Here is a 23,451-nt window from a genome sequence, read left to right as displayed (position 1 = left end):
GTTATGGCATACTTGGGAAATGAGTAATTCATGCTGTCACCAACACCCCACACCTCCTGACCAGCGCTGGTGGCAGAAGCCAGACTGGATGCTGACAATTTGTGGCGCTGTGGTGCTAATAAGCTACGCTGCTTACTGGTTGGCGGGACAGTCTCTTGCTAGTCAATTTCCATCACTTTATCACTTCAGCCATTCCGTTTTTGAATTGCTCAACACAATGTGGTGGGGCGTCTTGCTCGGCATTATCATGTTATCCCTTCTCACCCGAATTCCTCGTGACCTTGTCATTGCTGCACTTGGAAACAAAGCCGGCATAGGTGGGCTTTGTCGCGCTACGGCAGCAGGTGTAATGCTGGATTTATGCAGTCACGGCATTTTGATGGTCGGTGCCAAGCTTTATGAGCGCGGCGCGAGCGCCGGGCAGGTCATGGCTTTTCTAATTGCCAGTCCGTGGAATAGCTTTTCATTAACCTTAATCCTTGTCGCGCTAATCGGACTGGGCTGGACGCTGATGTATATTTTACTGTCTGTCGTCATTGCTATTGCAACAGGTATGATTTTTGATTACCTGGTTAAACAGCAGGTGTTAGTCGAAAACCCAAATCGCCAAACATTGAGTGACGACTTCCAATTTTGGCATCAGGTGAAAACGTATTGGCATAGCAGCACCATCTCGACAAAAGACGTAATAACAATGTTTACGCAGGGCGTAATCGAGTCAAAAATGGTGGTCCGTTGGCTGCTGCTTGGGATCGTGTTAGCTGCAGTCGTGAGAACCTTCGTGTCAGCCGACCAATTCGCTAATCTGTTTGGACCAACCCTGATAGGATTAACACTTACCGTGCTTGCTGCCACTATCATTGAAGTGTGTTCTGAAGGTTCCACACCTCTGGCTGCTGATATTGCCAATAATGCCAACGCACCCGGTAACGGCTTCGCATTTCTGATGTCAGGTGTTTCAACAGACTACACCGAGATCATGGTGATAAAATCGTTCACTCAGTCCTGGAAGTTTGCTCTGATGTTACCCATCATTACACTGCCTCAAATATTCGTAATTGCGCTGGCATTAAATACGTTTTAGGCCACACCAAATATATAGCGCATCACAAATACGGTAGTGATCCCGTATGTCAGCCATGAGACCTGTTTACCGCGCCCTGTACCGAGCATGATACCCGTATAGGTAATAGCGCCTAATGCGATACCTTCACTGATGCTAAACGTTAACGGCATGGTCAACAGCGCAACAGTTGCCGTTGCCAGGCTGGTTAGGTCATCCGTGTCGATATGTTTAAACGATTCCATCATCAAAATACCAATCATTACGAGTGCGGGCGTAGTCGCCATGAGTGGGATAGCTTTCATCACAGGGGTAAGAAACAGCGCCAGAATGAACAAAATGGCGACGACCACACCTGTTAGCCCCGTCCTGCCGCCAGCACTTATACCTGCAGCAGATTCAACGTAAGAGGTAACGGGCGAGGTACCCAATGCTGCACCAGCGATACTAGCTGTCGCGTCGGCCGTCAGAGCTTTACCCATTTTCGGCAGTTTATTTTGCGCATCTAACAATCCTGCTTTACGCGACACGCCAATTAATGTGCCGATGGTGTCGAACATATTGACAAATAATAGCGCAAAAACCAGATCCCAGGTTTGTTCAAAATGGCGCAATGGATAACCAATATCCATCTTAAGCCAGGTGTTCTGAATGCTATCCGGCATGCCAACGAAATGTTCGGGCAAGTGTGTTATTGGGCCGCTTTCTGTCTGAATGAAAAGCCCTGCAATGCTAATAAACAACACTGAGAGAAGAATGGCGCCTGGGATCTTTTTAACCATTAATATGACAGTCAAAATGATACCCGCCAGAGCAACTAACGGGGCGGCCTGTGACAGGTCCCCAAGACTCACCAACGTAGCCGGATTGGCCGAAATAATGCCCGCATTTTTTAATCCGATAAATGCGATAAATAAACCAATGCCACATTGCACGCCAATTTTTAAGGCGTCAGGAATAGCATCGGCGATTTTGCTACGAATACCGCTTAATGACAGTGCAATAAACAGCACACCATTCCAAAAAACGATTCCCAGTGCGCCTTGCCATGGGACGTTCAACGTCAGACACATGGTAAATGCGAAAAAAGCGTTCAGCCCCATCCCGGGTGCTAGCGCAATCGGATAATTCGCTAGTATTGCCATCAGGAGCGTGCCAATAGCCGCAGCAAGTGCAGTAACGGTAATCAATCCCTCAATAGGCATACCGCCAGCGGCAAGAATATTCGGATTAACAACAAGAATATAAGACATCGCCGCGAACGTTGTGAGGCCGGCCAACACTTCAGTTCGAATTGTCGAACCATGCTCTGATATATGGAAATATCTATCGAGATTACGTAATAACGTGTTCATAGTGATTTTATATTGATATCGTTAGCGCAATGTAACATGCATCCTAATACGTTTATCTACGATGTGAAGATATGAATTCTCCTCTTGTCTCTTGCCATTGGCTGCAGTCTCAACTAACCAATCCGAAATTGGTCGTGTTATATACCTGCATGGCAGATCTCGCCACAGGCAGTCCCGCGCCTATACCAGAACAATTTATTCCGGGCTCGGTATTATTTGATTTCGAGTCAGACATAACGAACAAACAGAGTGCATTACCACACACTATGCCGCCCGCATCTCAATTTGAGAGGCAAATACGTCAATTGGGCATAAATAATGACTCGATAATCGTTGTCTATGACAATGTCGGTGTATTTTGTTCACCTCGAGTATGGTGGATGTTAACCGCAATGGGATTGCAACATGTCGCAGTTTTGGATGGCGGCCTACCAGAATGGCAGCGTCAGGGGTTACCTGTGAGCCCATCCTTAACACTGCCCAGAAGTGCAGGTAATGTCTCGGTTCAACCCCTTGAATATGGTTTTGTCGATGCTGAATTTGTGCAAGAGGGGTGCGTCAGTCAGAGTATCATGGTAGTGGATGCAAGATCGGCTGGCCGCTTTTCAGGGAAAAATCCGGAACCACGACCAGGACTGCGAAGCGGTCATATTCCAGGCTCAGTTAATTTACCTTTTGCTGATTGCACGAATAATGGAAAAATCCACGATACAGCCGCACTTCAGGCAATGTTTGAATCTTTTGCTGGCGATAGCCAACAACATCTCGTTTTTAGTTGTGGGTCAGGCGTCACTGCCTGTATCCTTGCACTATGCGCGATGCTGTGTGGCTATCAGCGAATATCTGTCTACGATGGTTCCTGGACAGAGTGGGGCGCAGACCTAAAATATCCAATCGAGCAATAACAAAACACTATGCAGAACATCGTGGTACTTACCGGTGCCGGTATCTCGGCTGAATCGGGTCTTAAAACATTTCGTGATAATGATGGACTGTGGGAGCAGCATAGAGTTGAAGACGTTGCGACTCCAGAAGCGTTTAGCAGAGATCCGGCTCTGGTTTATCGTTTTTACAATGAGCGGCGGGCGCAACTTCAAGAAGCTGGAGTAGAACCCAATGCTGCCCATGTTGCACTGGCAAAACTGCAATTAAGTGAGAATTATAACGTTACTGTGGTCACCCAAAACGTTGATAATTTACATGAACGAGCAGGATCGAATGGCGTGATACATATGCATGGGGAGCTCCTTTCTGCACGTTGTCAACATTCCGGTCACCGTTGGTCAATGACGGACAGTTTTGATGCCAAGTCACGTTGCCATTGCTGTCAGCTACCATCGTCAATCAGGCCCGATATAGTTTGGTTTGGTGAGATGCCCTTGCACATGGATACCATCTACGATGCACTGTTGCAGGCTGATTTGTTCATTTCTGTAGGCACCTCGGGTAACGTATATCCCGCTGCTGGATTTGTCAGAGAAGCAAAATTAAACGGGGCACATACTGTGGAACTTAATCTGGAGCCAAGCTACGGGCAGCATGATTTCATGGAAGGATATTATGGTAATGCCACAGAGGTTGTGCCCAAATTTGTTGAATCACTGTTAACTAAGCGTGGTTCGTGAACATGCAATATTGGGCTGAATTTGTCACCATAGCAGTTGTGCATTTGCTGGCGGTAGCAAGCCCCGGCCCCGATTTCGCTGTGGTGGTTAAACATAGTATTAGTTATGGTCGCCGAGCAGCACTGTTAACCAGCATTGGCATTGGTCTGGGGATTGCCTTGCATGTTGCGTATTCACTGTTGGGAATAGGTCTGCTGATAAAAACGACACCATTGCTTTATCAGGCATTTACGTTTGTTGCAGCGGGTTATTTGCTGTATCTGGGATGGGGCGCACTGCAAAGCAAACCTACACGGTTAGATGAGGTAAACGAGCCTGCCAGTCAACAGGTCGCATTAAGCGATAAAAAAGCGTTCTGGATAGGTCTTTTGACCAATGGTTTAAATCCCAAGGCTACCTTATTTTTCCTGTCTGTATTCGCGGTAGCGGTCTCTGTAGAGACCCCGCTGTCGGTCAAAGTTGCCTATGGCGTTTATTTATGTTTTGCCACCGCACTATGGTTCTGTCTGCTTTCGTTATTCTTAAGCACCAAGCGGGTGAGGGCGTTCATTGGCGATAATGGCTATCTGTTTGACCGCGTCATGGGTGGGATACTGGTTGCGCTTGCAATTAAACTGGTGTTTTTTAACTAGGGCGACGTTGCGTCGCCCTTGATACTGGCAACATCTAGCGTCGTATATCTATATCACCGACACCAACGTCCACATTTACCCGATACTGACCTGCACCATCGACCTGACTACTTTCACTTACCATCGTTCGTTCGTGCTCAATGTTTTGCAGTCCTTTGATATCGGCACTGCCCACGCCAGAGTCTGCGGAAATTGACCTGTAGTCATCATGTGCAAGTGAAATATCCACTTCACCAACGCCGACGTCTACTCTGACATCCCTGTCAGCGTCTTGTACATCAACTTCACCTACGCCTACATCAAGACGCAGATGAATAGCGTGGGGAACCATTACCCGCCAGTCTTGCTCTGTGCCATCTATGGGAATTTCAAGATGCAGTTGGTCGCTATGTCTGTCGACCTCAAGCGTTGCATTGTTGATGTCGTAGTCATCACTTCCCCAATGCCAATCATTCTGTGGTTTAACTGCCACAGTCACTTTAACTTGATCGCCACTGTAGCGGCTTATTTCAAGTTCACCGACAGCGACATGAATGTTGAGCGTGCTTTCGGCCTCTAGCTCCGTGGTCAATTCGAGTGTTTTTTGTTTTGCCTGGGCACAAAACGATACCGAGAGTAAGGCAAACATAAAAATTGTAAGTATTTTTTCCATGAGTGGGCTCCGAAGATGTGTATAAACATGAATTTGATATACTAGTCGCGTGAAAGAGCACAAAGGTTTATATCGTTGTCAGAAAATAATCATCCACCGCAATTTGAAGCACAGCAGACATCGCCAGTCGATGTGAAAAATGTTGTTAAACTAGCTTGGACCATGTTGAAGCAGAATCAGATCCCATTGGTTTTGGCTACTATCGTGACGTTAGTGATTTTGGTCACGCTCGTGATGACCATACTGACGTTTTTTAACGTGACCGATCCACAGGCCATTCCGCCAAACGTCCAAATGATTGCTGATATTCTGGTCACAATTGTGCTCGCGCCATTGGCTGCAGGGATGGCAATGATGGGTGTAAAAGCTGCCCGTCAGCAGGCCTGTTCGGTTCGTTCCCTTTTTGACTACTTACCCCGTGCCGCGTGGTTGGCTTTAACTTCGCTATTTATATCGGTGATTGTGCAAGTTGGGCTGTTACTATTTATTCTGCCGGGTATTTATCTCATGATTGCCTGTAGCTTCGCTTTGATGCTGGTTGCAGATCGTCGTATGAGTCCTGTGGCAGCCGTGGTGTTATCAATCAAAACCGTCAACAAGCAATGGTCCGCCTTTGTTCTACTCTATCTGGTATTTGGAGCAGCATTCATTGCATCAGCACTGACATTCGGAATTGGGTTTATCTGGTCAATTCCGTTCTATTACAACGCATTGGGTGTCTTATACCATCAACTATTTGATACCAGCGTCGCGCAACAAACCGGTGATGAACCGTCACATCAGGATACTGTGTTTGATGCTTAACGGCAGATTACGCACATCAAAAGTGTTTATTGGCAGCATCCTCTTTATCGGTGGACTGGCACTTATTTATCCGTTTTTGAAAAAACAGATAATCGAAGAACCGGAGTTAGTGAAGCAAAAGCCAGTCGCCGCAATTCCAGACTTTGCCAGTTTTAGCGATGTGACAGAAAGGAAAAAAGCATTTTTTAATTATCTGGCGCCAGCAGTGAAAGCAGAAAATGAGCGTATTCTGCGAGACCGGCACTTTTTGCTGGATATGCAATTAAAACTTAAATCGGGAGAGGAGCTCAGTAGCCAACAGCAAGATACCATTTTTGCGCTGAGCGAAGACTATCGGATTGATGAGGCGCTCATGATTGATAAAAAGGTTGAAGCGCTTTTAGAGCGAGTTGACGTGGTTCCACTGGCCCTCGTTCTTATTCAAGCTGCAAATGAAAGTGGCTGGGGGCAATCGCGCTTTGCACGCCAGGGGTATAACTTTTTTGGGCTATGGTGTTTTTCAGAGGGATGTGGTTTTGTGCCCAGGCGACGAGGTCAGGGTGCAAGCCATGAAGTGGCCAAATTCGACTCTCTTGAGCAGGCGGTACACCGCTATATTCTGAATTTAAATCGTCACCCCGCATATGAAGAATTAAGATCCATTCGTCGTTCGCTGCGCCAGCAACAACTTCACCCTAGTGCCAAAGCACTGAGTGAGGGACTGCTGCGCTACTCGGAGCGAGGTGAAGACTACGTTGAAGAACTACAAGATATGATCGATGTAAATAGAGAACTTATTCCGCAATGAAATCTGTATTTTTACTTTTAATATTATTTACTGCCAATGTGCTTTCAGCCCCATTAGAAATAGATTACAAGGGTTTTTATAGTCATTTACGTAAGCTGAATACTGAAGATCTAACTGCATTGCAGTTTTCATTTGGCTTCAAAAGAGTAGGTGAGAGCCGTCTCTGCTCTCTAAATGAAGTAAAGGTTCTTACACAAAAACAAACCCTGGATATAGAGATTAGTACAGAACAGCGTTTTAATCTCCCGTTTGAAGAAGCCCTGAAACTAGCTGACGCGCTTGTGGTTGTCGACACTCAGGAGCCAGAAAATACCTGTGATATGTCGGTACAGTTGGAGACGAAACCATCGTATCTGAAAGCACAGTATAGTCAGAGCGAATTAGATTTTTTGCTGCAGCAATATACGCTGTTTTTTGATGATATGGGCGGCATGTTTTCATTTCTTATGCCGGGTGTGAGTGGACTTGTTTTTCATTTTGCCGACAGCGAGACTCAGCTTGCGGGACTGCCTTTTAAATTGTCAGAAGGAAAACTGCAGGTGCCCGAGTCTGACCTGAGTGAACTGGAAGGGGTGCTCCTACCCGCCATACCAACCAGGATCACCGCACTTATTCAGGACTAGCGATGTTACAAGCGCATTAAATATTGAATTTGCGGGGCGACTCGCATTACCGCCTCGTAACCTTTTTGAGAAAGCTCGGTTGCCCTGTGGAATTCCATAGCACCCACATCTCGAAGGGAAGGTTCAATCAGGATGTCTGGCGGATCGCCTGCCAATCGCGAGCGTGTCACTCTGGCCTGCAGTATTTCCAATGAACTGCTCATCACACCCAGAATGCTGGGCATGGTTTTACGCGCTTCATTGTTTTCGCCCCCGCCAAACCACTGTTTCATTCTGGTCTGGCTGTTGGCGAAGAATTTATCCGTCTTCTGCTGATTCTGTTCGTGCTCTTTTTCTATTTTTATTTCTTCTCGTAACTGCGGACGAAAATCAGAGCTTAGGTTCACGGCGATGACAAAATCTGCGCCCATCATTCGGCATAAATTTACCGGCACTGGGTTGACGACTGCACCATCAACTAACCAGCGATCTTCATGAGAGACTGGACTGAATAACGCGGGAATAGCACAGCTAGCCTGAATAGAATTGCCGACCTCACCAGAGTTAAAGATCACCTCTTTACCACTAAAAAGATCGGTGGCGACGGCAGCAAAAGGTTTGTGCATGTCTTCATACGTTGTGGCACAGAACTGCTCCTGCAGGATCTGAAATACTTTCAACCCGCTTGCCAGTCCTCCTTTACGTAATCCTACCCCCATGAGTGAGAAAACCTGCCACTCAGTCAGTGAACACGCCCAGTCTTTTAATCCTTCGAGATTACCACTGGCATAGGCGGCGCCTACATAAGCGCCAATGGAGCATCCTGCTACCACATCAATGTTTACCCCAAGTTCCTCGAGCGCCTGAATCGCACCTATATGAGACCAGCCACGAGCGGCTCCACTGCCCAGTGCAATGCCCACTTTCATACTACTTTATCCCGTTAATTAATTTGGATTAACTGTATGTCACCCGTGTCTTGCTTATCGTCGGGTGACGAATAAAACGTCGGCTCGTCAAAACCAATGTCACCCTCTTCAAAGGGAGTAGACTGAGTTTGTAAACCAGCAAAATCAAACAGTGCAGGATCGCTTAAATGCGATGGCGTGACATTTTTAAGTGCGCGTGCCATAGACTCGATCCTGCCTGGAAAACGTTTGTCCCAGTCTTGCAGCATCATCTTGATTTGCTTGCGCTGAAGGTTTTCCTGCGAGCCACATAAGTTACATGGAATGATAGGGAAGGCGGATACCTCAGCATAACGAGTAATATCCTTTTCACTACAGTAGGCAAGAGGACGTATCACCATTTGCTTACCATCATCACTCACGAGTTTGGGTGGCATAGACTTCAATTTGCCACCGTGGAACATATTCAGAAAAAGCGTTTCCAACATATCATCACGGTGATGCCCGAGCGCGATTTTCGTGGCGCCTAATTCGGTAGCGGTGCGATACAAAATGCCTCTGCGTAAACGTGAGCAGAGTGAGCAGGTTGTTTTCCCTTCCGGGATCTTTTCTTTGACAATAGAGTAAGTGTCTTCTTCAACAATTTTGTACTCAACCCCTAACGACTCTAGATAGCCAGGCAATACGTGTTCAGGGAAGCCTGGCTGTTTTTGATCGAGATTGACGGCAACCAGCGAAAACGACACGGGTGCCGTACGCTGCATATACATCAACACATCCAGCATTGTGTAACTGTCTTTACCGCCTGACAGACACACCATCACGCGATCGCCTTCTTCAATCATATTGAAGTCAGCAATGGCCTTGCCGGTATTGCGCCTGATACGTTTTTGCAGTTTGTTAAAGCTGTATTTTTGCTTAGTGTTTAATACTTGCACGTCACTCATGATACTACGGGGTTACTTACTCTACGTGGCGCGCAGTATATCAAGAATAATAGTCAGGTACTCTTTTAGCTTTCGATGTCTTTTACGTTAACGTCTGATCGGACATTCAAATCCATCCGGTTTAACGGCCAAAACGTCGCAGCGTAGGGCATCGATGACATGCTCTGCCGTATTGCCGATCAGTGCCGCCGATATTCCTATCCGTCCTACCGTGCCGATAACCACCAATTCTGCGTCGATTTGCGAAGCGATAGCCGGGATCACGTCTTCTGGAAGACCTTCTTTAACATGGCATTGCGCGTCAGGTACGCTATGTTGAATGGCATGTTTCTGCATGGTTTCAAGGTGAAAATTCTTGACGGATTCATTGTAACCTTGCGGGTCAAATTCAGGGATCTCGATAGCGATGTTTACGGGAGTACCTGGATAGGAATTAACCAGATGAACTGTACCATTCAACAAATCTGCAAAAGATTGCGCAATATTCGTGACCTTATGGTTTAACTGTGCATGAGCCTCATCTTCTGTGCCTACATTTACCGCCGCGATTATTTGCCCGTCTTCTGGCCAGTCATGATCTTTCACGAGCAACACCGGCACAGGGCACTTGCGTAATAAATGCCAGTCAGTTGGCGTAAATAGCATGGATTTTAAGTCGTCATGACTTTGTGTTCCTTTGACAACTAAGTCATAGTGGTGATCGATTACATCATAAATGATGCTCTCGTACGGTCGGTTATTCCACACCACTTTGACATCCACAGAGATGGAGCTGTCAGTGATTTCTTGTGTGACAAGTTGCGTTAACCATTCGGTTCTGTCGTCAACCACAGCTTGGCGCATTGCCTCTCTCTCATCCACAGATAACATAGTGGTCATCTCGTATGAAAAATCATATATGGTCAGAAATGCTGTAATGCTCGCGCCTGTTTTCTGGGCGATTTCTAACGCTCGAGAGAGGGAGACCTGTTGCTTCTGTTCAGGATCGATAACGGCAAGTAACTTGGCATACTGAGACATAGTGCGTCCTTTTAGGTGTGACCGATATGTAACAGTATTCAGTGTATGGCCTGCTAGTCGGGGATGCTACGGAAGGTCTTGATCTACAGCAATAACAGTAAGAAAAAAGCCAGCATCAGTGTGCTGGCTTGAGGAACTAAGAATTTATCTCTTTGATATGCACATCATTCATATGTGCACGCTGATGCAACTTGTCCAGGTCGAGAATAGTGATCAGTTTACCTTCTACATTAAGCAGTGCCTCTTTTTGAAATCTCGTCAATAGGCGACTGATGGTTTCGACCGTTAACCCAAGGTAATTACCAATTTCATTTCGGGTCATGGTGAGATTGAATTGTTTAGACGAAAAGCCACGTTCGGCAAAACGACCCGACAGGTGGGCGATAAAGTGCAACAGTCTTTCTTCTGCATTGCGCTTATTCAACAACATCATTAGCTCATGCTCATGTTTAATTTCTGAGCTCATAAACCGCATGATCTGCTGCCGTAGTTTTGGAATATGCCCTGCCATTTTATCCAATGTAGAGTAGGGCAATTCGCATACCATGGATGTTTCTAATGCCTGCGTATAACTTTGATGGACATTGTTATGTAGCGCATCAAAACCAATTAAATCGCCGGGAAAGTGGAAACCGATAATCTGCTCTTCGCCATCCTGATTACTGATGAACGACTTAAATGAGCCAGAACGAACGGCGTACAAAGAGGAAAGCTTGTCACCTGATTTAGTCAGTTTGTCATGCTTGTGCAATGGACGCTTACGTTCAATGATGTCATCAAGTGACTCGAGTTCCTTTTTGTCGAGGCTGACAGGCAAACATAGATGGCTGAAACTGCAACTCTGGCAGTGAATGGAATACTCCGATCCCGTGGACATAAAATTTCTCGCTATTGTGTCTAATGTACGAGGTCACTTACTGCTTTTATTACAATCACCCCACCGCTTATTATTAGCACAAGAGCAATTGCCTGTCTAAAAATTGTTTTTTGTACCAATGACCTGAATTGATGGCTTAATGCACCGGTCAAAAGCAGGGCGGGAAGCGTGCCCAAACCAAACCAGAACATCGTCATCGCACCGCGTGTTATGCTCCCGGAAGCAAGTGACCAGGTGAGGGCGGAATACACTAAACCACAGGGTAGCCACCCCCATATCATCCCGTAAGGAACGGCATGTAAAGGTGAACGAAAGGGCAGAAAGCGTCTGGACAATGGCGCCAGTCGCTTCCAGATATGTTGACCGGCATGTTCCAGACGGCTCAGAGCCATCCACCACTGACCAATGTAGGTGGCGAGTAATACCAAAAACACACCACTTATCAGATTCAGTACAACAACGCCCTGACCAGCATGTTGACCGACCATGGCACCCACAGCACCGGTTAACGCCCCCGCCATGGCATAACTGGTGATACGACCAATATTGTATGCCAACATGTAGGGCAGTGGATTAGTACCTTTCGGGGTGGCGGTTGAAAACGCTGTGACAATCCCCCCGCACATACCTACACAATGCACGCTGCCGGCTACTCCAATCATCAGCGCTGACAGCCACTGCAATTCATTCATCTTTATGTTCTTTAACAGTCTGATCTCGCCTCTCATCGGGCTTAAGATCGTCATCAAAGAGGATGCTATAACCTTGCCTTTCAAGGTCTTCAAACTGATTGGACTTTACCGCCCAGAAGAATACCGCTACGGCTATGGCGATAATGATCACTGCAAGTGGAATTAATACATAAATGATACTCATTGCCCTGCGCCTATTTCAGTAAACGTGTGGAGTTTGTCACAACAATTAATGAGCTTAAAGACATGCCGATTGCTGCCATCCACGGTGTCAGTACACCTGATACGGCAAATGGCAGAATCAACACGTTATATCCTAATGCCCATCCAATGTTCTGTATTATTTTATGTTTGGTCCGCCTGGCCATTGAAAATAAGACGCAAAGGGAATGTAATTGAGAATTCAGGAAAATACAGTCGGCGGATCGCTTTGCCATATCCGTTGCATTTACTACCGCTACTGATACATCGGCTTGTGATAGCACGGGCGCGTCGTTAATACCATCGCCCAACATCAATACTTTATTACCCTGTTCTTGCAAATGCTTTATATATTCCAATTTACCCTGTGGCGACTGGTGGCCAATGCCATCATCCATGTTAAGTTTTGACACTACAGTATCAACATGGGCCTGTGTATCACCGCTTAATATTACTCGCCTGAAACCTTTTAACGACGCCATCACTGGTGCACCGTCTTCCTTTATCCCGTCGGTCACATCAAATGCAGCAAGTACGCCTTCATCACCTTCCAAAAAGATATTTGCGTCAATCTGTGGGGCGGCAGAGAGCAATATGTCTTTTGAACCTAACCGGTATTGCTGCCCGTCGATGATACCACTGACACCAAGTCCTTCATGTACGGTGAAGGAGGTAACGGGTAACAGTGTAAGCTCACGATTAAATGCCTTGGCAATAGGGTGTTCAGACAGCACTTCAAGGCTGCTGGCAATTTGCAGATAGTCTGCGTCGTGGTCCCGATACCAGGATGTTTTAATTTGAAATTCACCCTTAGTGAGTGTGCCGGTCTTATCAAATACCAGCGTCCCGATGTGATTTAACTGCTCAAGGCAGTCAGCTCGCTTGAGCAGGATCCCGGCGCGATTTAATTTTGCCATTGCACAGGTCAGCGCCGATGGTGTTGCCAGACCCAAGGCGCAAGGACAGGTCGCAAGCAAAACGGATATCGTGATCCAAAACGCCTCGTGACTGCCCATAAGGGTCCAGAAGCCAAAGGTGAGGGCTGAGATGACCAGCACGGCAATAGTGAAATAACGAGATAGTCTATCTGCCATCTGAGCAACCTTGGGTTTGCTACTCAGTGCTTGCTCCTGCATCCGTAATATTTGATTAACCAATGCATCTTTGAGGCTCTTTTCAACCTGAATGGTTAAGGTACCGGTTTGATTAATTGTACCGCCATAAACTTTGTTACCTGACTGTTTACGTACCGGTAAAAACTCGCCTGTCAGCATTGACTCATCGACACTGGAGCTTCCCTCTATTACCACGCCGTCAACAGGCAGTGTTTCGCCACTTTTGACAAGAATAATGTCAGCCGGTCGTAGGGTCTTAGCCAGACAGGATACATATTTGTCGCCGTCTTTGCGGGTCGCGGTAACCGGAATATATTTGAGCATATTGGAGGACACCATGGTGGCCTTGTGACGGGCACGGTGTTCCAGATAACGGCTAGTCAATATGAAAAAGATAAACATGCATATAGATTCAAAATAGACTTCGCCCTGAGACGTCGTCGTCGCGATAATGCCGGCGATAAATGTCCCCCAGACGGCAAGCGTAATGGGTACGTCCATGTTTATGGTTTTCGCACTCAGCGCTTTCAGGGCGCTTACGTAAAAAACACTTCCAGAATAAAGCACTACCGGGGTCGTTAATACGAGGCTGATCCAATTGAAATAATCTCGGGTCTGGCGTTCTATCTGACCAAATAAATCGAAATACAGTCCCGCCGCAAGCATCATTACCTGCATGGTCATCAAACCTGCGAGACCAAGTTTCTTTAGATAGGTTTTTTGCTCTTTTTTGTACGAGGCCTCATGTTGGTCGGCCTGGAAGGGAAGGGCATGATAGCCAATTTTCTCAATTTCACTGAGAATCGAACTGAGTGAGATTTTATCAGGACGCCAGGTGATCATCGCACGTCTGGCGCCTACATTGACAGCGACCTGCTTGATACCGCCTACCTTAGCCAGTTGTTTTTCAATTAACCAGCCACACGCTGCACAGGCAATGCCTTCAATGGTCAGTTGAATTTGTTTATCCGTACCCTGTTCAAAAACAAACTCTTCCTGCAATTCAGGCGTGTCATAAATGGCAAGCTTGGACAATGTTTCATCCAGTTTATCGTCACCCTTCGCTGCAGGTTCAGTGCGAAATTGATAATAACTTTCCAGACCATTATCGATGATTGTCTGTGATACCGCCTGACAGCCAGGACAACACATGTCACGAGGCTCACCCATGATAACGGTGGTATAGCGTCCGGGCGGTTCAGTGTTGGGCAGCCCGCAATGAAAGCAGGCGCGCTCACTCATCTGCATTAAATACGATTGGCGCAGTACGGGGAAGCGCCACGATATGTTGAACCTTCCATTCTTCATTCATAGGCAACAGGCTGACCCGCCACTTGCCACTGGTATCGCTATCAGTGGAGCCCCGATAAACGCCGTTTGCGTCACGAGTTAACAGGATTGAAAAATCACGCTCTTTTAATGTGGTATGTTGGAAGCTTAGCTTCAACGCTTCACCGTTTTGCGGTGCGCCTTGTTCAAACTGCAGCGAAATGCTGCTGTCATTCACCAGTAGCTGGCTTTTTATGCCCATTTCTTTCGCTACTTTAAATTTATCCAGGCGAAGGTTGATAGTGCGGCCTTCCTTATAATAGTCATCTACAACCAGGCTGTCTGTGGTATTCGTTGCCAGTTGCACGACAATTCCCGCGACGATAACAGAAGAGGTGGGCACGGCGATTAGAAACCATGGCCAGAACTGCTTATACCAGGGTTTTGATTGCATAGGATTTCATCGTTATAAGTTTGATATAAAAAAGCCCCGGACGACCGAGGCTTTGACCACGAGCTATAGTGTATTACTTGTTAGATAAGCTGTACACATAGGCGGCAACGACATGGACTTTGTTTTCGCCCAGCGTGTCTTTGAACGCTGGCATAACACCGTTACGACCATAGTTCAGCGTTTCGGTCACAGCACGCTCACTGCCACCGTACAGCCAGATATCATCAGTCAGGTTAGGTGCACCAATGGCCTGATTACCTTTGCCGTCCATACCGTGACATGCTGCACACACGGCGAAGCGCGCTTTGCCCGCTTCAGCAAGGGCAGAGTCAACGTCTCGCCCACTTAGGCTAAGGGTATAAGCAACGACTTCGCTAATGCCCTGTTCGCCCATACTATCCAGCCACGCAGGCATGGCTGCAATACGACCATTGATGAGCGTTTCTTTAATTTTTGCGCCGCTACCACCGTATAACCAATCATCGTCGGTCAGATTTGGAAAGCCGGTTTGGCCACGTGCATCTGAACCATGACATTGTGAGCAGTTCTGCAAGAAAAGACGCTGTCCAACTTTAAGTGCGTCCTCGTCTTTTGCAAGGTCCTCTACCGGAATTTGAGCATAAGCTTCAAAAATGGGATCAAAGCGCTCAGCAGCAAATTCCATCTCGCGGTCGTACTGCACCAGCAACCCTTCTTCCCGCGCTCTCTCTGTCGCTTGTCGCGACTCTTCAAGTGTGAGAATGCCCTGGTTAGAACTCTTCCATCCCAGCAAGCCCTGATAAGCGCCCAGGCCTGGGTACAACGCCAGATAAACCAAGCCCCACACAATGACAATGTAGAACAGGATTGTCCACCAACGTGGTAGTGGGTTATTGATTTCAACGATGCCATCAAAGAAATGATGCATATCATCGCCTTCTTCTACGCCGGTTTTATTTGCTAAACACCAGCGCAGTAGCAGAAAGGTACCCAGAATCGTCCCGAGAGTGATCACGGATATCCAGATTGTCCAAAATGTGCTCATGATTTTTGAGACTCCTGCTTTTGTTCTTTTTCGATTTGTGCTTTTTCCTGTTCGTCGAAGAGCACTTTGGACGCTTCGTCAAACTTTTCCTTATTGTTCTTGCTAAATGCCCACCACACGATGCCTAAGAAGAACACAAATACCGCGACAGTAAAGATACTGCCAATAATTCCCTGATCCATACTATTTCAGATGCGTGCCAAGTGATTGGAGGTATGCGATCAACGCCTGCATTTCAGTTTTTCCTTCAACCGCGGCCTTGGCTCCAGCAATGTCTTCATCCGAATAGGGCACACCTAAGCTCTGATGTACTTGCATCTTTTTAGCCGTTAGCTCACCGGTTAACACATTCTCTGATAACCATGGGTAACCCGGCATATTTGACTCTGGGACAACGTCGCGAGGGTTAATCAGGTGCACGCGGTGCCATTCATCGCTATAGCGACCGCCAACGCGGGCCAAATCGGGCCCGGTACGTTTGGAGCCCCACAGGAATGGACGTTCCCACACGCTTTCACCCGCCACTGAATAATGACCATAACGTTCGGTTTCTGCACGGAAAGGGCGGATCATCTGGCTATGACAGCCATAGCATCCTTCACGGATATAAATATCCCGACCCTCTAATTGCAGCGCAGTGTATGGTTTCAGCCCCTTAACAGGCTCCATCGTTTGCTGCTGGAACATCAGAGGCGTGATCTGCACCATTGCGCCGAGGCTGATTGCAACCAATATCAGAATAGTCAGGAGGCCGACGTTCTGTTCGATTATAGAGTGAACATTTTTCATCTGCGTGCCTCCTTATGCTGCCTGTGCCGCAGGCTCTGCTGCGATACTGTCTTTCGGTGCCCGGATGGTTTTCCAGCAGTTATAGGCCATGACCAACATACCCGCTACCACAAACACACCACCAATGAATCGCACTACATAGAACGGCTTCGACGCTTCAAGTGACTCTACGAAACTGTAGGTCAAGGTGCCATCAGCGTTAACCGCACGCCACATCAGGCCCTGAAGCACACCAGACATCCACATTGCAACGATATAGAGTACGACACCGATTGTAGCTAACCAGAAGTGCACGTTGACAAGTCGTGTGCTGTACATGGCTTTCTGACCGAACAGAATCGGGATTAAGTGATAGATTGAACCGATTGACACCATGGCAACCCATCCGAGCGCGCCGGAGTGAACGTGACCGACAGTCCAGTCAGTGTAGTGAGATAAGGCGTTAACCGTCTTAATACTCATCATTGGACCTTCGAAGGTCGACATGCCGTAAAACGACAGGGAAACAATAAGGAAACGTAGAACCGGGTCGTTACGCAGTTTATGCCATGCACCAGACAGCGTCATGATACCGTTAATCATTCCGCCCCAGGACGGTACAAACAGTATTAAGGACATCACCATGCCTAAAGACTGTGTCCAGTCTGGCAGGGCAGTGTAGTGTAGATGGTGCGGACCCGCCCAGATATAAAGTGAAATCAGTGCCCAGAAGTGCACAATCGATAAGCGGTAAGAATACACAGGGCGACCAGCCTGTTTAGGCACAAAGTAGTACATCATCCCCAGGAAGCCTGCAGTAAGGAAGAAGCCTACCGCGTTGTGCCCATACCACCACTGCATCATCGCATCCACAGCGCCGGCGTAAATTGAATAAGATTTAGTGAACGACACAGGAATAGCCATGCTGTTACCGATATGCAGCACGGCAACGGTAAGCATGAAGGCGCCCAGGAACCAGTTTGCCACATAAATGTGTGACACTTTACGGATCACCAGGGTGCCAAAGAAATTGATAATATAGGCTATCCACACGAGCGCGATAAGGATATCAATGGGCCACTCCAGCTCAGCGTATTCCTTACTTGATGTGATACCCAATGGCAGGGTAATCGCAGCTAGCACAATGACAGCTTGCCAACCCCAGAACGTAAATGCCGCAAGTTTGTCACTAAATAGCCTGACGTGACACGTGCGCTGAACAATGTAATAAGACGTCGCAAAGAGCGCACAACCGCCAAAAGCAAATATCACTGCGTTGGTATGCAGTGGACGTAACCTTGAATAGGTTAGCCAGGGAATATCAAAGTTGAGAGCTGGTGCGAAAAGCTGCGCAGCGATAAGCACGCCGACGGCCATTCCAACAATCCCCCAAACTACCGTCATAACGGTAAATTGCCGGACCACTTTATAGTTGTAGTCTGGATGTGCTTGACTGGTTTCACTCATGTCGATGCATCTTCCACGTCGTAATAATTATTGTTCAGCCTAACTGTTATCCATAGTATGGACAATCGTAGTGAAAAGCGTCTGAGACTTTAGTGTAAAGCGCTGCAGACTAAATTCGGTCGGAATGATAAAAGTTTTAAATACAAAAAGATACTGGAAACATGGAGAGCTTGATCTCTATCAATAAAGGCTTTACAGCTTGTCACAAAGAGGTGAAAAATCATTAACACATCGCTTTCATTTCATTTACATCACGTTTTAATTCCGCTGCTTTTGATTGCACTACTGGCGACGGTATATAAGGTAAACGACAAGTCCGCGCCATCTACAGATGATGGTCTGTGCAATATCACTCAACGTGCATGTCAATTCAGATTACATAACGGTGTCGGGACACTCGAGTTCTTAAATAGGCCAGTCACTGAAGAAGAACTGACACTCGCTTTGAAGCTGCCTGATGATGCAGCGTTCGAAAGTGGATGGATAGAGGGCGTAAATATGTACATGGGAAGGACACCGCTCCTATTCGAGAATAAAGCACAAGGTGCTGACTCAATTCATCTGGTGACGTTTTTGGGGAGTTGTAATCTAGACGTGATGGAGTGGCAACTCACGCTGCAGATTGCAGAAGACAATAGGGTAGAGCTCCGTCAGTTTACCTTTTCAACATCTGAGTGAAAGGCGCCCCTAAACGAGCGCCTGATTTGCGCAGCGTTACATTTGTGACTGCAGGTAATTTTGTAATCCTATTCGCTTAATCAGTCCTAACTGTTGCTCTAACCAGTAAGCATGGTCCATTTCGGTGTCATCGAGCAGCGTAGTGAGCATATCCCGGGTGACGTAGTCCTGTTCCTGCTCACAAATAGCAATGGTTTCTTTGAGCTTATCCGCGACTTCATATTCAACCCGTAAATCACTTTCCAACATGCTCGGCACATCATCTCCGACTTTGAAACCGGTGCGCTGGGTCATATCTGGCGTTCCCTCCAGGAACAGAATACGCTCGATGAGTTTTTTGGCATGCCCTTTCTCGTCATCAAACTCATGCGCAATTCGCTCAAAGAGTTTATTGAGTCCCCAGTCTGCATACATTTCAGAATGGATAAAATACTGATCCATGGCAGCCAGTTCGTAAGACAACAAGTTATTAAGTGCTGCAATAACGTTTGCTTTACCCTGCATAATTATTCCTCCATCAGCTGGGCCTGAAGATATTTCTCCAGCCCCATCGCATTAATTTGATACTGTTGCGTCTCAATCCAGTCAATGTGACCTTCTTCGTACTCAAGAATGTCTTCCAGCACATCACGAGACACATAGTCCTGCTCCTGTTCGCACAGTGCAATCGCATTCTTTAACAACGGGATTTGTGCTAACTGAAACGACATATCGCATTTCAGTGTTTCTTCGGTTTCCTCACCAATCAGCAATTTGCCGAGGTTTTGCAAGTTAGGCAGGCCTTCAAGAAACAGAATGCGTTCAATCAAAGCATCAGCCTGTTTCATGTCCTTAATAGATTTTTTGTAGCACACCTCATTGAGTGCATTGAATCCCCAGTTTTTGTGCATTCTGGCATGCAAAAAATATTGGTTTATTGACGTAAGCTCTGAGGTCAGCACTTCATTGAGTACCGCAATAACAGCTCGCTTGCCTTGCATAGTGTTTTCAACTCTTAGTAAACGTTAACCATGGAGTATAGAGCAACACTTCAAATCAAGCAAAAATACTTATAAATCATATAGATATAAATGATAATGATTTTTGTTAAGTATTCTCTGCTAAATCTTATGAACGCCCTGAGGCAAGCAACAAGCCGGTTTCTTCATCAATCAGTTGCAGACTTTCTTCTGCGAAACCGGTTCCGGCCTCTGTGAAGAAGTTAAATACCTTATCAACCCCTACGTCGAGCAAGCCTTGCACTTCATCTTCATAGCGGGCTATAGCGGCAATCTTTCCGGTAAAACCGGCATAGGCCAGTTGCTGGGTGACATGCGCTGTATCGTCAACGGAGGGTAGGGCAATCAATACCAGCTTAACGTGTTGTAAATCGAGGTTTTCCCACAGATCGATGTCTTCACCGTCGCCGTTAATGACTTGAAGTCCTTGCTCCTGCAAGCGACGAATTTTTACGGTATCCGCATCCATGCCCCATACCCGCTCTTTGCGCATACCGGAAAGCGAACTAAACGCGCCCATGCCTACACGGCCCATCCCTACAATAAGAATATCTGCGTTATGCATGGTAGGGTATTGGTCCTCAGCAAGCCTTACGGGGTGCTGGAAGTGCTTTAGATTGTTTTTGAATCGGTTGTACTGATCGTGTGATGTTTTATACACAATACTGCTGAAAATAAATGAGATAGACACGGTCAGTGCGAGCACCACCAGCCACTGATTATCAAGCAGTCCAAGACTGACGCTCAAGGCGCCGACGATCAGTCCAAATTCACTATAATTACTCATTATAAGCCCGCACAGATAAGCGGTGCGGACACGCAGCTTTAGGCGCGTAAATAAGAAAAAGAATAAAAGGAATTTGATGACCAGCAACAAACATAGCAGCACTGCAGACAATAACATCGACAGAGTGGGCAGCGCCGAGAAACCGATATTGAGGAAAAAGCCAATTAAGAACATATCTTTGAAGCTTAACAGGGCTTTGGAAAGCTCTCCTGACTTCACATGTTGAGCAAATAACATCCCTACCAGCAGCGCCCCCAGATCACCTTTAATGCCGACAAAGGTAAATAGCTCATAGCTTCCGAGCGCAACAAGAAAACCAGTCAAGGGCAATAATTCACCGTGACCTGCGTGATCGAGTATTTTATCCAGTAAGGGTTTACAGGGGATAGACAACAACAGCAGCAGTGCCCAAACACTGGGAGACTGGCCAGTCGAAAGCGCCATGTAGAGTACGGCGAATATATCCTGCAGTACCAATATACCCAGTGCAATTTTACCGTGACGGGTTTTACTCTCGCCACTTTCTTCCAGGATTTTGACCACACACACAGTGCTGGAAAAGCTCATGGCAAAGCATAAGACCAGCATGGTTTGCAGCTCCAGGCCTGAAAAATAGTTTACGCCTATTGCTGCTGCCAGCATAAACAGGGGGACACTAACCAGGACCCACAACAGCATGTGAAGGCTACCGCCGATCCACACCTCAGTTTTAATCAAATCTTTAAGGTTTAGTTTCAAACCTATAGTGAACAGCATTAGGGTAATGCCAAGGTCGGCTAGTGCTTGTAATGTAGGATTTGACTCAAAACCCGCGAAATGAAGGATAAAACCGGCACACAGGTAACCAACCAAGGGAGGTAGCCCCAAGGTTTTCATGCCTACGCCACACACAAAAGCAAACACCAGAAAAACTATATCCATGACACTGCAATACCATTCCTGCTTAGGGGTATTATGCAGGGCGGCAGCTACTGGTCGTCAAGCAAAACCGTCGATATAAAACATGATATGCCGGTTTTTTACGCGTGTTTAGCGAAGAAGTCCTTAAGAAACTGAGCCGTTCGACGCGGCGCCTCTACCATTGGCATGTGGCCAAGATCGTCAAAGACATACAGTTCTGAGTCTTTTATCCCCTCGTGCCACACATCAGCACCGCTGACGTCGATTAGCCTGTCATGCCGTCCCCAGAGAATGAGAACAGGCGTTGAGATCGCTGCTAACTCATTATCCAGGGTGTCATGGCAATGATAGTCGGCGAAGATTTTTGCTAATTGTGCTTTTCGTCTTTGGTAACTGAAGGCGACAGCATGCTGAATAAGCGACGGAATATACGGTGGTCGATGCATTGTCATCGGATAAAACTGGTCAAATTGCTCCCGGTTATCAATCAGGAATCGGTTTTCTCCCTGTGCCAACCTCTCTTCAAACTCACTTTTGACCGGTGTCGCCACTCCCGCTGGGTCGAGCAGTGCTGCTGCTGTAATGCGCTGAGGATAATAACGTGCTAAATACGCGGATAAAAACCCTCCCATGCTATTCCCGGCAACCACACATTGGTTGATATGAAATCGATCGAGTAATGCCACTACACGCTTGGCTTGTGATGCCATTGAATATGACAGTGTAGCGTCAAAACGGTTTTCACCATGACCGGCAAGGTCCGGAATAATGATGTTATAGCTGGCGCCAAAATATTTCGCACAACGTAACCACAGACTTTTGTCTGCACTAAATCCATGCAGCAAGACTACCGTTTTGCGTTGTTCTTGAATGCCGTTTGTATAGAAGTGAATATCCGTATCCAATGCATGAATGCGATGCTTTTGAAAACCGTAAAGTCTGGCTTCTGTTGCTATGGCGGTCCTATATAGCCAACTGGCAAGTTTAATCTTATTCATCAATATTCCTGAAGCCGAGAAGTCCATCCTGATAGTCGTCAGCCTGTTTAAATTTGCGCATTTCCATACCTATCAATTTTACCAGCCAGGTGAGCGGGAATAGCTTTGATGCCAACAGTGTACTTAACGCGCGGTTTCCTGAAACGATACGCTTTTGGTTACGCATAACGCTTTTCATTACCGTTTCTACGAAATCATCTGGTTTAGTTTTTAAAAAATGTTGCTTAAATGCTTGGCTAGTCTGCTTTCGGGCGATTTGCGTGTTGATACCGCCTGGATGGACAAGGTGAACCTGAATATTGCTGTCCGTTTCTGCTATTTCGCTCATCAGACTTTCGGTAAATCCACGAACAGCAAACTTACTGGCACAGTAATCACTGTTACCGGGAACGCCAATCAAGCCAAAAATACTCGATATATTCACCAGTGCAGACCAATCGTGGCTTGCAAGCTGCGGCAAAAATGCACGCGTCCCATAGACTACACCCCAGAAATTAACCTGCATCAGCTGAGCAAACTCCTGATCCGGCGTTTGCCAGAAAGGACGGTTGCTTCCCTCAATGCCTGCATTGTTTATCACTAAAGATGCGTTGCCGAGTTGAGAGCGTACATCACTGGCAAATTGATAAACTGATTGCCTATCCCCTATATCAAGAACACAGGTCATCGCTTCAGGCACCATCTTCTTTGTTTCCTCAAGAGCAGCGGCATCAATGTCACAAAGCGCCAGTCTGGCCCCTTGATGAGAAAGGTAACGGGCATAGGCTCGTCCCATACCTGAGGCGGCACCGGTCACTACGCAAACTTTATTATTTATGGAACGCATAC

General features: G+C 46.8%; 27 protein-coding genes. 8 read left to right on the top strand and 19 right to left on the bottom strand.

All coding sequences use genetic code 11. The features are described from left to right. Positions 1–19 precede the first annotated feature (19 nt). Positions 20–1,084, top strand: a complete 1,065-nt coding sequence (locus G441_RS17760; protein WP_051275288.1) for a permease — start codon at positions 20–22, stop codon at positions 1,082–1,084. Here the strand turns inward: G441_RS17760 and G441_RS0102770 are convergent. Next, positions 1,081–2,418 (bottom strand): NCS2 family permease, encoded by a 1,338-nt coding sequence (locus G441_RS0102770; RefSeq protein WP_026374943.1) that lies wholly within the window; start codon positions 2,416–2,418, stop codon positions 1,081–1,083. The two genes, G441_RS17760 and G441_RS0102770, sit on opposite strands and share 4 nt — an antisense overlap. Positions 2,419–2,489: 71 nt before the next feature. Between G441_RS0102770 and G441_RS0102765 the strand changes: the two genes are divergently transcribed. From G441_RS0102765 to G441_RS0102755, 3 genes are read left to right on the top strand one after another with little or no spacing between them, the layout of a single operon-like run. Then, the gene (locus G441_RS0102765) at positions 2,490–3,323 is read left to right on the top strand and encodes a sulfurtransferase (RefSeq protein ID WP_026374942.1); all 834 of its coding nucleotides are present in this window, start codon (positions 2,490–2,492) and stop codon (positions 3,321–3,323) included. Between the two features lie 9 nt (positions 3,324–3,332). After that, positions 3,333–4,043 carry a Sir2 family NAD+-dependent deacetylase gene (cobB, locus tag G441_RS0102760; protein ID WP_026374941.1) on the top strand — a complete coding sequence of 237 codons (711 nt, stop codon included), beginning with the start codon at positions 3,333–3,335 and terminating at the stop codon, positions 4,041–4,043. A 2-nt stretch (positions 4,044–4,045) separates the two neighbouring features. Further along, the gene (locus G441_RS0102755; RefSeq protein WP_026374940.1) at positions 4,046–4,675 is read left to right on the top strand and encodes a LysE family translocator; all 630 of its coding nucleotides are present in this window, start codon (positions 4,046–4,048) and stop codon (positions 4,673–4,675) included. A gap of 34 nt (positions 4,676–4,709) precedes the next feature. Here the strand turns inward: G441_RS0102755 and G441_RS0102750 are convergent, their stop codons facing one another. After that, positions 4,710–5,327, bottom strand: a complete 618-nt coding sequence (locus G441_RS0102750) for a DUF4097 family beta strand repeat-containing protein (protein ID WP_026374939.1) — start codon at positions 5,325–5,327, stop codon at positions 4,710–4,712. A gap of 75 nt (positions 5,328–5,402) precedes the next feature. On the opposite strand from G441_RS0102750, the gene G441_RS19135 reads away from it, so the two are divergent. The 3 genes from G441_RS19135 to G441_RS0102735 are packed head-to-tail and all read left to right on the top strand — an operon-like array spanning position 5,403 to position 7,541. Next, a complete protein-coding gene (locus G441_RS19135) occupies positions 5,403–6,131 on the top strand; it encodes a DUF975 family protein (protein WP_051275287.1) in 729 nt (242 codons plus the stop codon). Continuing rightward, positions 6,124–6,918 (top strand): glucosaminidase domain-containing protein, encoded by a 795-nt coding sequence (locus G441_RS0102740; RefSeq protein WP_026374938.1) that lies wholly within the window; start codon positions 6,124–6,126, stop codon positions 6,916–6,918. Before G441_RS19135 ends, G441_RS0102740 begins: the two co-directional genes overlap by 8 nt. Continuing rightward, a complete protein-coding gene (locus tag G441_RS0102735) occupies positions 6,915–7,541 on the top strand; it encodes a DUF2987 domain-containing protein (protein ID WP_026374937.1) in 627 nt (208 codons plus the stop codon). The genes G441_RS0102740 and G441_RS0102735 overlap by 4 nt, the downstream gene beginning before the upstream one ends. 5 nt (positions 7,542–7,546) lie before the next feature. Here G441_RS0102735 and rssA read toward each other — a convergent pair whose 3' ends face one another. The 12 genes from rssA to ccoN form a co-directional block, all read right to left on the bottom strand. Then, positions 7,547–8,449: a patatin-like phospholipase RssA gene (rssA, locus tag G441_RS0102730; RefSeq protein WP_026374936.1), complete on the bottom strand. Its 903-nt coding sequence runs from the start codon at positions 8,447–8,449 to the stop codon at positions 7,547–7,549. A gap of 14 nt (positions 8,450–8,463) precedes the next feature. Next, positions 8,464–9,375, bottom strand: coding sequence for a tRNA 2-thiocytidine(32) synthetase TtcA (gene ttcA / locus G441_RS0102725; RefSeq protein WP_026374935.1), 912 nt, complete (start codon positions 9,373–9,375; stop codon positions 8,464–8,466). An 87-nt stretch (positions 9,376–9,462) separates the two neighbouring features. Next, positions 9,463–10,395 carry a universal stress protein UspE gene (gene uspE, locus G441_RS0102720; RefSeq protein WP_026374934.1) on the bottom strand — a complete coding sequence of 311 codons (933 nt, stop codon included), beginning with the start codon at positions 10,393–10,395 and terminating at the stop codon, positions 9,463–9,465. A gap of 136 nt (positions 10,396–10,531) precedes the next feature. Further along, the gene (gene fnr, locus G441_RS0102715; protein ID WP_026374933.1) at positions 10,532–11,272 is read right to left on the bottom strand and encodes a fumarate/nitrate reduction transcriptional regulator Fnr; all 741 of its coding nucleotides are present in this window, start codon (positions 11,270–11,272) and stop codon (positions 10,532–10,534) included. A gap of 20 nt (positions 11,273–11,292) precedes the next feature. Beyond that, entirely contained in the window at positions 11,293–11,964 is a 672-nt protein-coding gene (locus tag G441_RS0102710) for a sulfite exporter TauE/SafE family protein (RefSeq protein ID WP_026374932.1), read from the bottom strand. Continuing rightward, positions 11,957–12,148: a cbb3-type cytochrome oxidase assembly protein CcoS gene (ccoS, locus tag G441_RS0102705; RefSeq protein WP_026374931.1), complete on the bottom strand. Its 192-nt coding sequence runs from the start codon at positions 12,146–12,148 to the stop codon at positions 11,957–11,959. The genes G441_RS0102710 and ccoS overlap by 8 nt, the downstream gene beginning before the upstream one ends. 10 nt (positions 12,149–12,158) lie before the next feature. After that, the gene (locus G441_RS0102700) at positions 12,159–14,522 is read right to left on the bottom strand and encodes a heavy metal translocating P-type ATPase (RefSeq protein ID WP_026374930.1); all 2,364 of its coding nucleotides are present in this window, start codon (positions 14,520–14,522) and stop codon (positions 12,159–12,161) included. Further along, complete coding sequence (locus G441_RS0102695; RefSeq protein ID WP_026374929.1) at positions 14,515–15,003, bottom strand: FixH family protein; 489 nt, start codon at positions 15,001–15,003, stop codon at positions 14,515–14,517. Before G441_RS0102695 ends, G441_RS0102700 begins: the two co-directional genes overlap by 8 nt. A gap of 73 nt (positions 15,004–15,076) precedes the next feature. After that, on the bottom strand, positions 15,077–16,027 hold the full coding sequence (gene ccoP, locus G441_RS0102690) for a cytochrome-c oxidase, cbb3-type subunit III (protein ID WP_026374928.1): 951 nt from the start codon (positions 16,025–16,027) through the stop codon (positions 15,077–15,079). Beyond that, complete coding sequence (locus G441_RS0102685) at positions 16,024–16,209, bottom strand: cbb3-type cytochrome oxidase subunit 3 (protein WP_026374927.1); 186 nt, start codon at positions 16,207–16,209, stop codon at positions 16,024–16,026. Before G441_RS0102685 ends, ccoP begins: the two co-directional genes overlap by 4 nt. A gap of 1 nt (position 16,210) precedes the next feature. Beyond that, a complete protein-coding gene (gene ccoO / locus G441_RS0102680; RefSeq protein ID WP_026374926.1) occupies positions 16,211–16,816 on the bottom strand; it encodes a cytochrome-c oxidase, cbb3-type subunit II in 606 nt (201 codons plus the stop codon). 12 nt (positions 16,817–16,828) lie between these two features. Continuing rightward, positions 16,829–18,262: a cytochrome-c oxidase, cbb3-type subunit I gene (gene ccoN / locus G441_RS0102675; RefSeq protein ID WP_026374925.1), complete on the bottom strand. Its 1,434-nt coding sequence runs from the start codon at positions 18,260–18,262 to the stop codon at positions 16,829–16,831. Positions 18,263–18,535: 273 nt separating this feature from the next. Between ccoN and G441_RS19130 the strand changes: the two genes are divergently transcribed. Next, the gene (locus G441_RS19130; protein WP_051275286.1) at positions 18,536–18,940 is read left to right on the top strand and encodes a hypothetical protein; all 405 of its coding nucleotides are present in this window, start codon (positions 18,536–18,538) and stop codon (positions 18,938–18,940) included. Positions 18,941–18,976: 36 nt separating this feature from the next. Here G441_RS19130 and bfr (G441_RS0102665) read toward each other — a convergent pair whose 3' ends face one another. From bfr (G441_RS0102665) to G441_RS17740, 5 genes are all read right to left on the bottom strand, one after another. Then, positions 18,977–19,444 carry a bacterioferritin gene (gene bfr / locus G441_RS0102665; protein WP_026374924.1) on the bottom strand — a complete coding sequence of 156 codons (468 nt, stop codon included), beginning with the start codon at positions 19,442–19,444 and terminating at the stop codon, positions 18,977–18,979. Between the two features lie 2 nt (positions 19,445–19,446). Then, positions 19,447–19,920, bottom strand: coding sequence for a bacterioferritin (bfr, locus tag G441_RS0102660; protein ID WP_026374923.1), 474 nt, complete (start codon positions 19,918–19,920; stop codon positions 19,447–19,449). 127 nt (positions 19,921–20,047) lie between these two features. Further along, positions 20,048–21,646, bottom strand: a complete 1,599-nt coding sequence (locus tag G441_RS0102655) for a cation:proton antiporter family protein (protein ID WP_026374922.1) — start codon at positions 21,644–21,646, stop codon at positions 20,048–20,050. Positions 21,647–21,744: 98 nt separating this feature from the next. Next, positions 21,745–22,623 carry an alpha/beta fold hydrolase gene (locus G441_RS17745; protein ID WP_051275285.1) on the bottom strand — a complete coding sequence of 293 codons (879 nt, stop codon included), beginning with the start codon at positions 22,621–22,623 and terminating at the stop codon, positions 21,745–21,747. Next, complete coding sequence (locus tag G441_RS17740; RefSeq protein WP_084407250.1) at positions 22,616–23,449, bottom strand: SDR family NAD(P)-dependent oxidoreductase; 834 nt, start codon at positions 23,447–23,449, stop codon at positions 22,616–22,618. The genes G441_RS17745 and G441_RS17740 overlap by 8 nt, the downstream gene beginning before the upstream one ends. Between the last annotated feature and the right edge of the window lie 2 nt (positions 23,450–23,451).

It is taken from the genome of Aestuariibacter salexigens DSM 15300, from assembly GCF_000429145.1.
GTDB lineage: Bacteria > Pseudomonadota > Gammaproteobacteria > Enterobacterales > Alteromonadaceae > Aestuariibacter > Aestuariibacter salexigens.
This window is presented reverse-complemented; position numbering and strand designations above follow the sequence as displayed.

Bases quoted from the DNA above. Each gene is read 5' to 3' on its own strand.
- G441_RS0102740 (WP_026374938.1), top strand. From the start codon at position 6,124: ATGCTTAACGGCAGATTACGCACATCAAAAGTGTTTATTGGCAGCATC.
- fnr (WP_026374933.1), bottom strand. From the start codon at position 11,272: ATGTCCACGGGATCGGAGTATTCCATTCACTGCCAGAGTTGCAGTTTC.
- G441_RS0102685 (WP_026374927.1), bottom strand. From the start codon at position 16,209: ATGGATCAGGGAATTATTGGCAGTATCTTTACTGTCGCGGTATTTGTG.
- ccoN (WP_026374925.1), bottom strand. From the start codon at position 18,262: ATGAGTGAAACCAGTCAAGCACATCCAGACTACAACTATAAAGTGGTC.
- G441_RS0102770 (WP_026374943.1), bottom strand. From the start codon at position 2,418: ATGAACACGTTATTACGTAATCTCGATAGATATTTCCATATATCAGAG.
- uspE (WP_026374934.1), bottom strand. From the start codon at position 10,395: ATGTCTCAGTATGCCAAGTTACTTGCCGTTATCGATCCTGAACAGAAG.
- G441_RS0102695 (WP_026374929.1), bottom strand. From the start codon at position 15,003: ATGCAATCAAAACCCTGGTATAAGCAGTTCTGGCCATGGTTTCTAATC.
- G441_RS0102765 (WP_026374942.1), top strand. From the start codon at position 2,490: ATGAATTCTCCTCTTGTCTCTTGCCATTGGCTGCAGTCTCAACTAACC.
- G441_RS0102755 (WP_026374940.1), top strand. From the start codon at position 4,046: ATGCAATATTGGGCTGAATTTGTCACCATAGCAGTTGTGCATTTGCTG.
- cobB (WP_026374941.1), top strand. From the start codon at position 3,333: ATGCAGAACATCGTGGTACTTACCGGTGCCGGTATCTCGGCTGAATCG.
- ccoO (WP_026374926.1), bottom strand. From the start codon at position 16,816: ATGAAAAATGTTCACTCTATAATCGAACAGAACGTCGGCCTCCTGACT.
- G441_RS0102655 (WP_026374922.1), bottom strand. From the start codon at position 21,646: ATGGATATAGTTTTTCTGGTGTTTGCTTTTGTGTGTGGCGTAGGCATG.
- bfr (WP_026374924.1), bottom strand. From the start codon at position 19,444: ATGCAGGGTAAAGCAAACGTTATTGCAGCACTTAATAACTTGTTGTCT.
- G441_RS0102710 (WP_026374932.1), bottom strand. From the start codon at position 11,964: ATGAATGAATTGCAGTGGCTGTCAGCGCTGATGATTGGAGTAGCCGGC.
- bfr (WP_026374923.1), bottom strand. From the start codon at position 19,920: ATGCAAGGCAAGCGAGCTGTTATTGCGGTACTCAATGAAGTGCTGACC.
- G441_RS17740 (WP_084407250.1), bottom strand. From the start codon at position 23,449: ATGCGTTCCATAAATAATAAAGTTTGCGTAGTGACCGGTGCCGCCTCA.
- ccoS (WP_026374931.1), bottom strand. From the start codon at position 12,148: ATGAGTATCATTTATGTATTAATTCCACTTGCAGTGATCATTATCGCC.
- ccoP (WP_026374928.1), bottom strand. From the start codon at position 16,027: ATGAGCACATTTTGGACAATCTGGATATCCGTGATCACTCTCGGGACG.
- G441_RS0102735 (WP_026374937.1), top strand. From the start codon at position 6,915: ATGAAATCTGTATTTTTACTTTTAATATTATTTACTGCCAATGTGCTT.
- G441_RS17745 (WP_051275285.1), bottom strand. From the start codon at position 22,623: ATGAATAAGATTAAACTTGCCAGTTGGCTATATAGGACCGCCATAGCA.
- rssA (WP_026374936.1), bottom strand. From the start codon at position 8,449: ATGAAAGTGGGCATTGCACTGGGCAGTGGAGCCGCTCGTGGCTGGTCT.
- G441_RS0102700 (WP_026374930.1), bottom strand. From the start codon at position 14,522: ATGAGTGAGCGCGCCTGCTTTCATTGCGGGCTGCCCAACACTGAACCG.
- G441_RS0102750 (WP_026374939.1), bottom strand. From the start codon at position 5,327: ATGGAAAAAATACTTACAATTTTTATGTTTGCCTTACTCTCGGTATCG.
- G441_RS17760 (WP_051275288.1), top strand. From the start codon at position 20: ATGAGTAATTCATGCTGTCACCAACACCCCACACCTCCTGACCAGCGC.
- ttcA (WP_026374935.1), bottom strand. From the start codon at position 9,375: ATGAGTGACGTGCAAGTATTAAACACTAAGCAAAAATACAGCTTTAAC.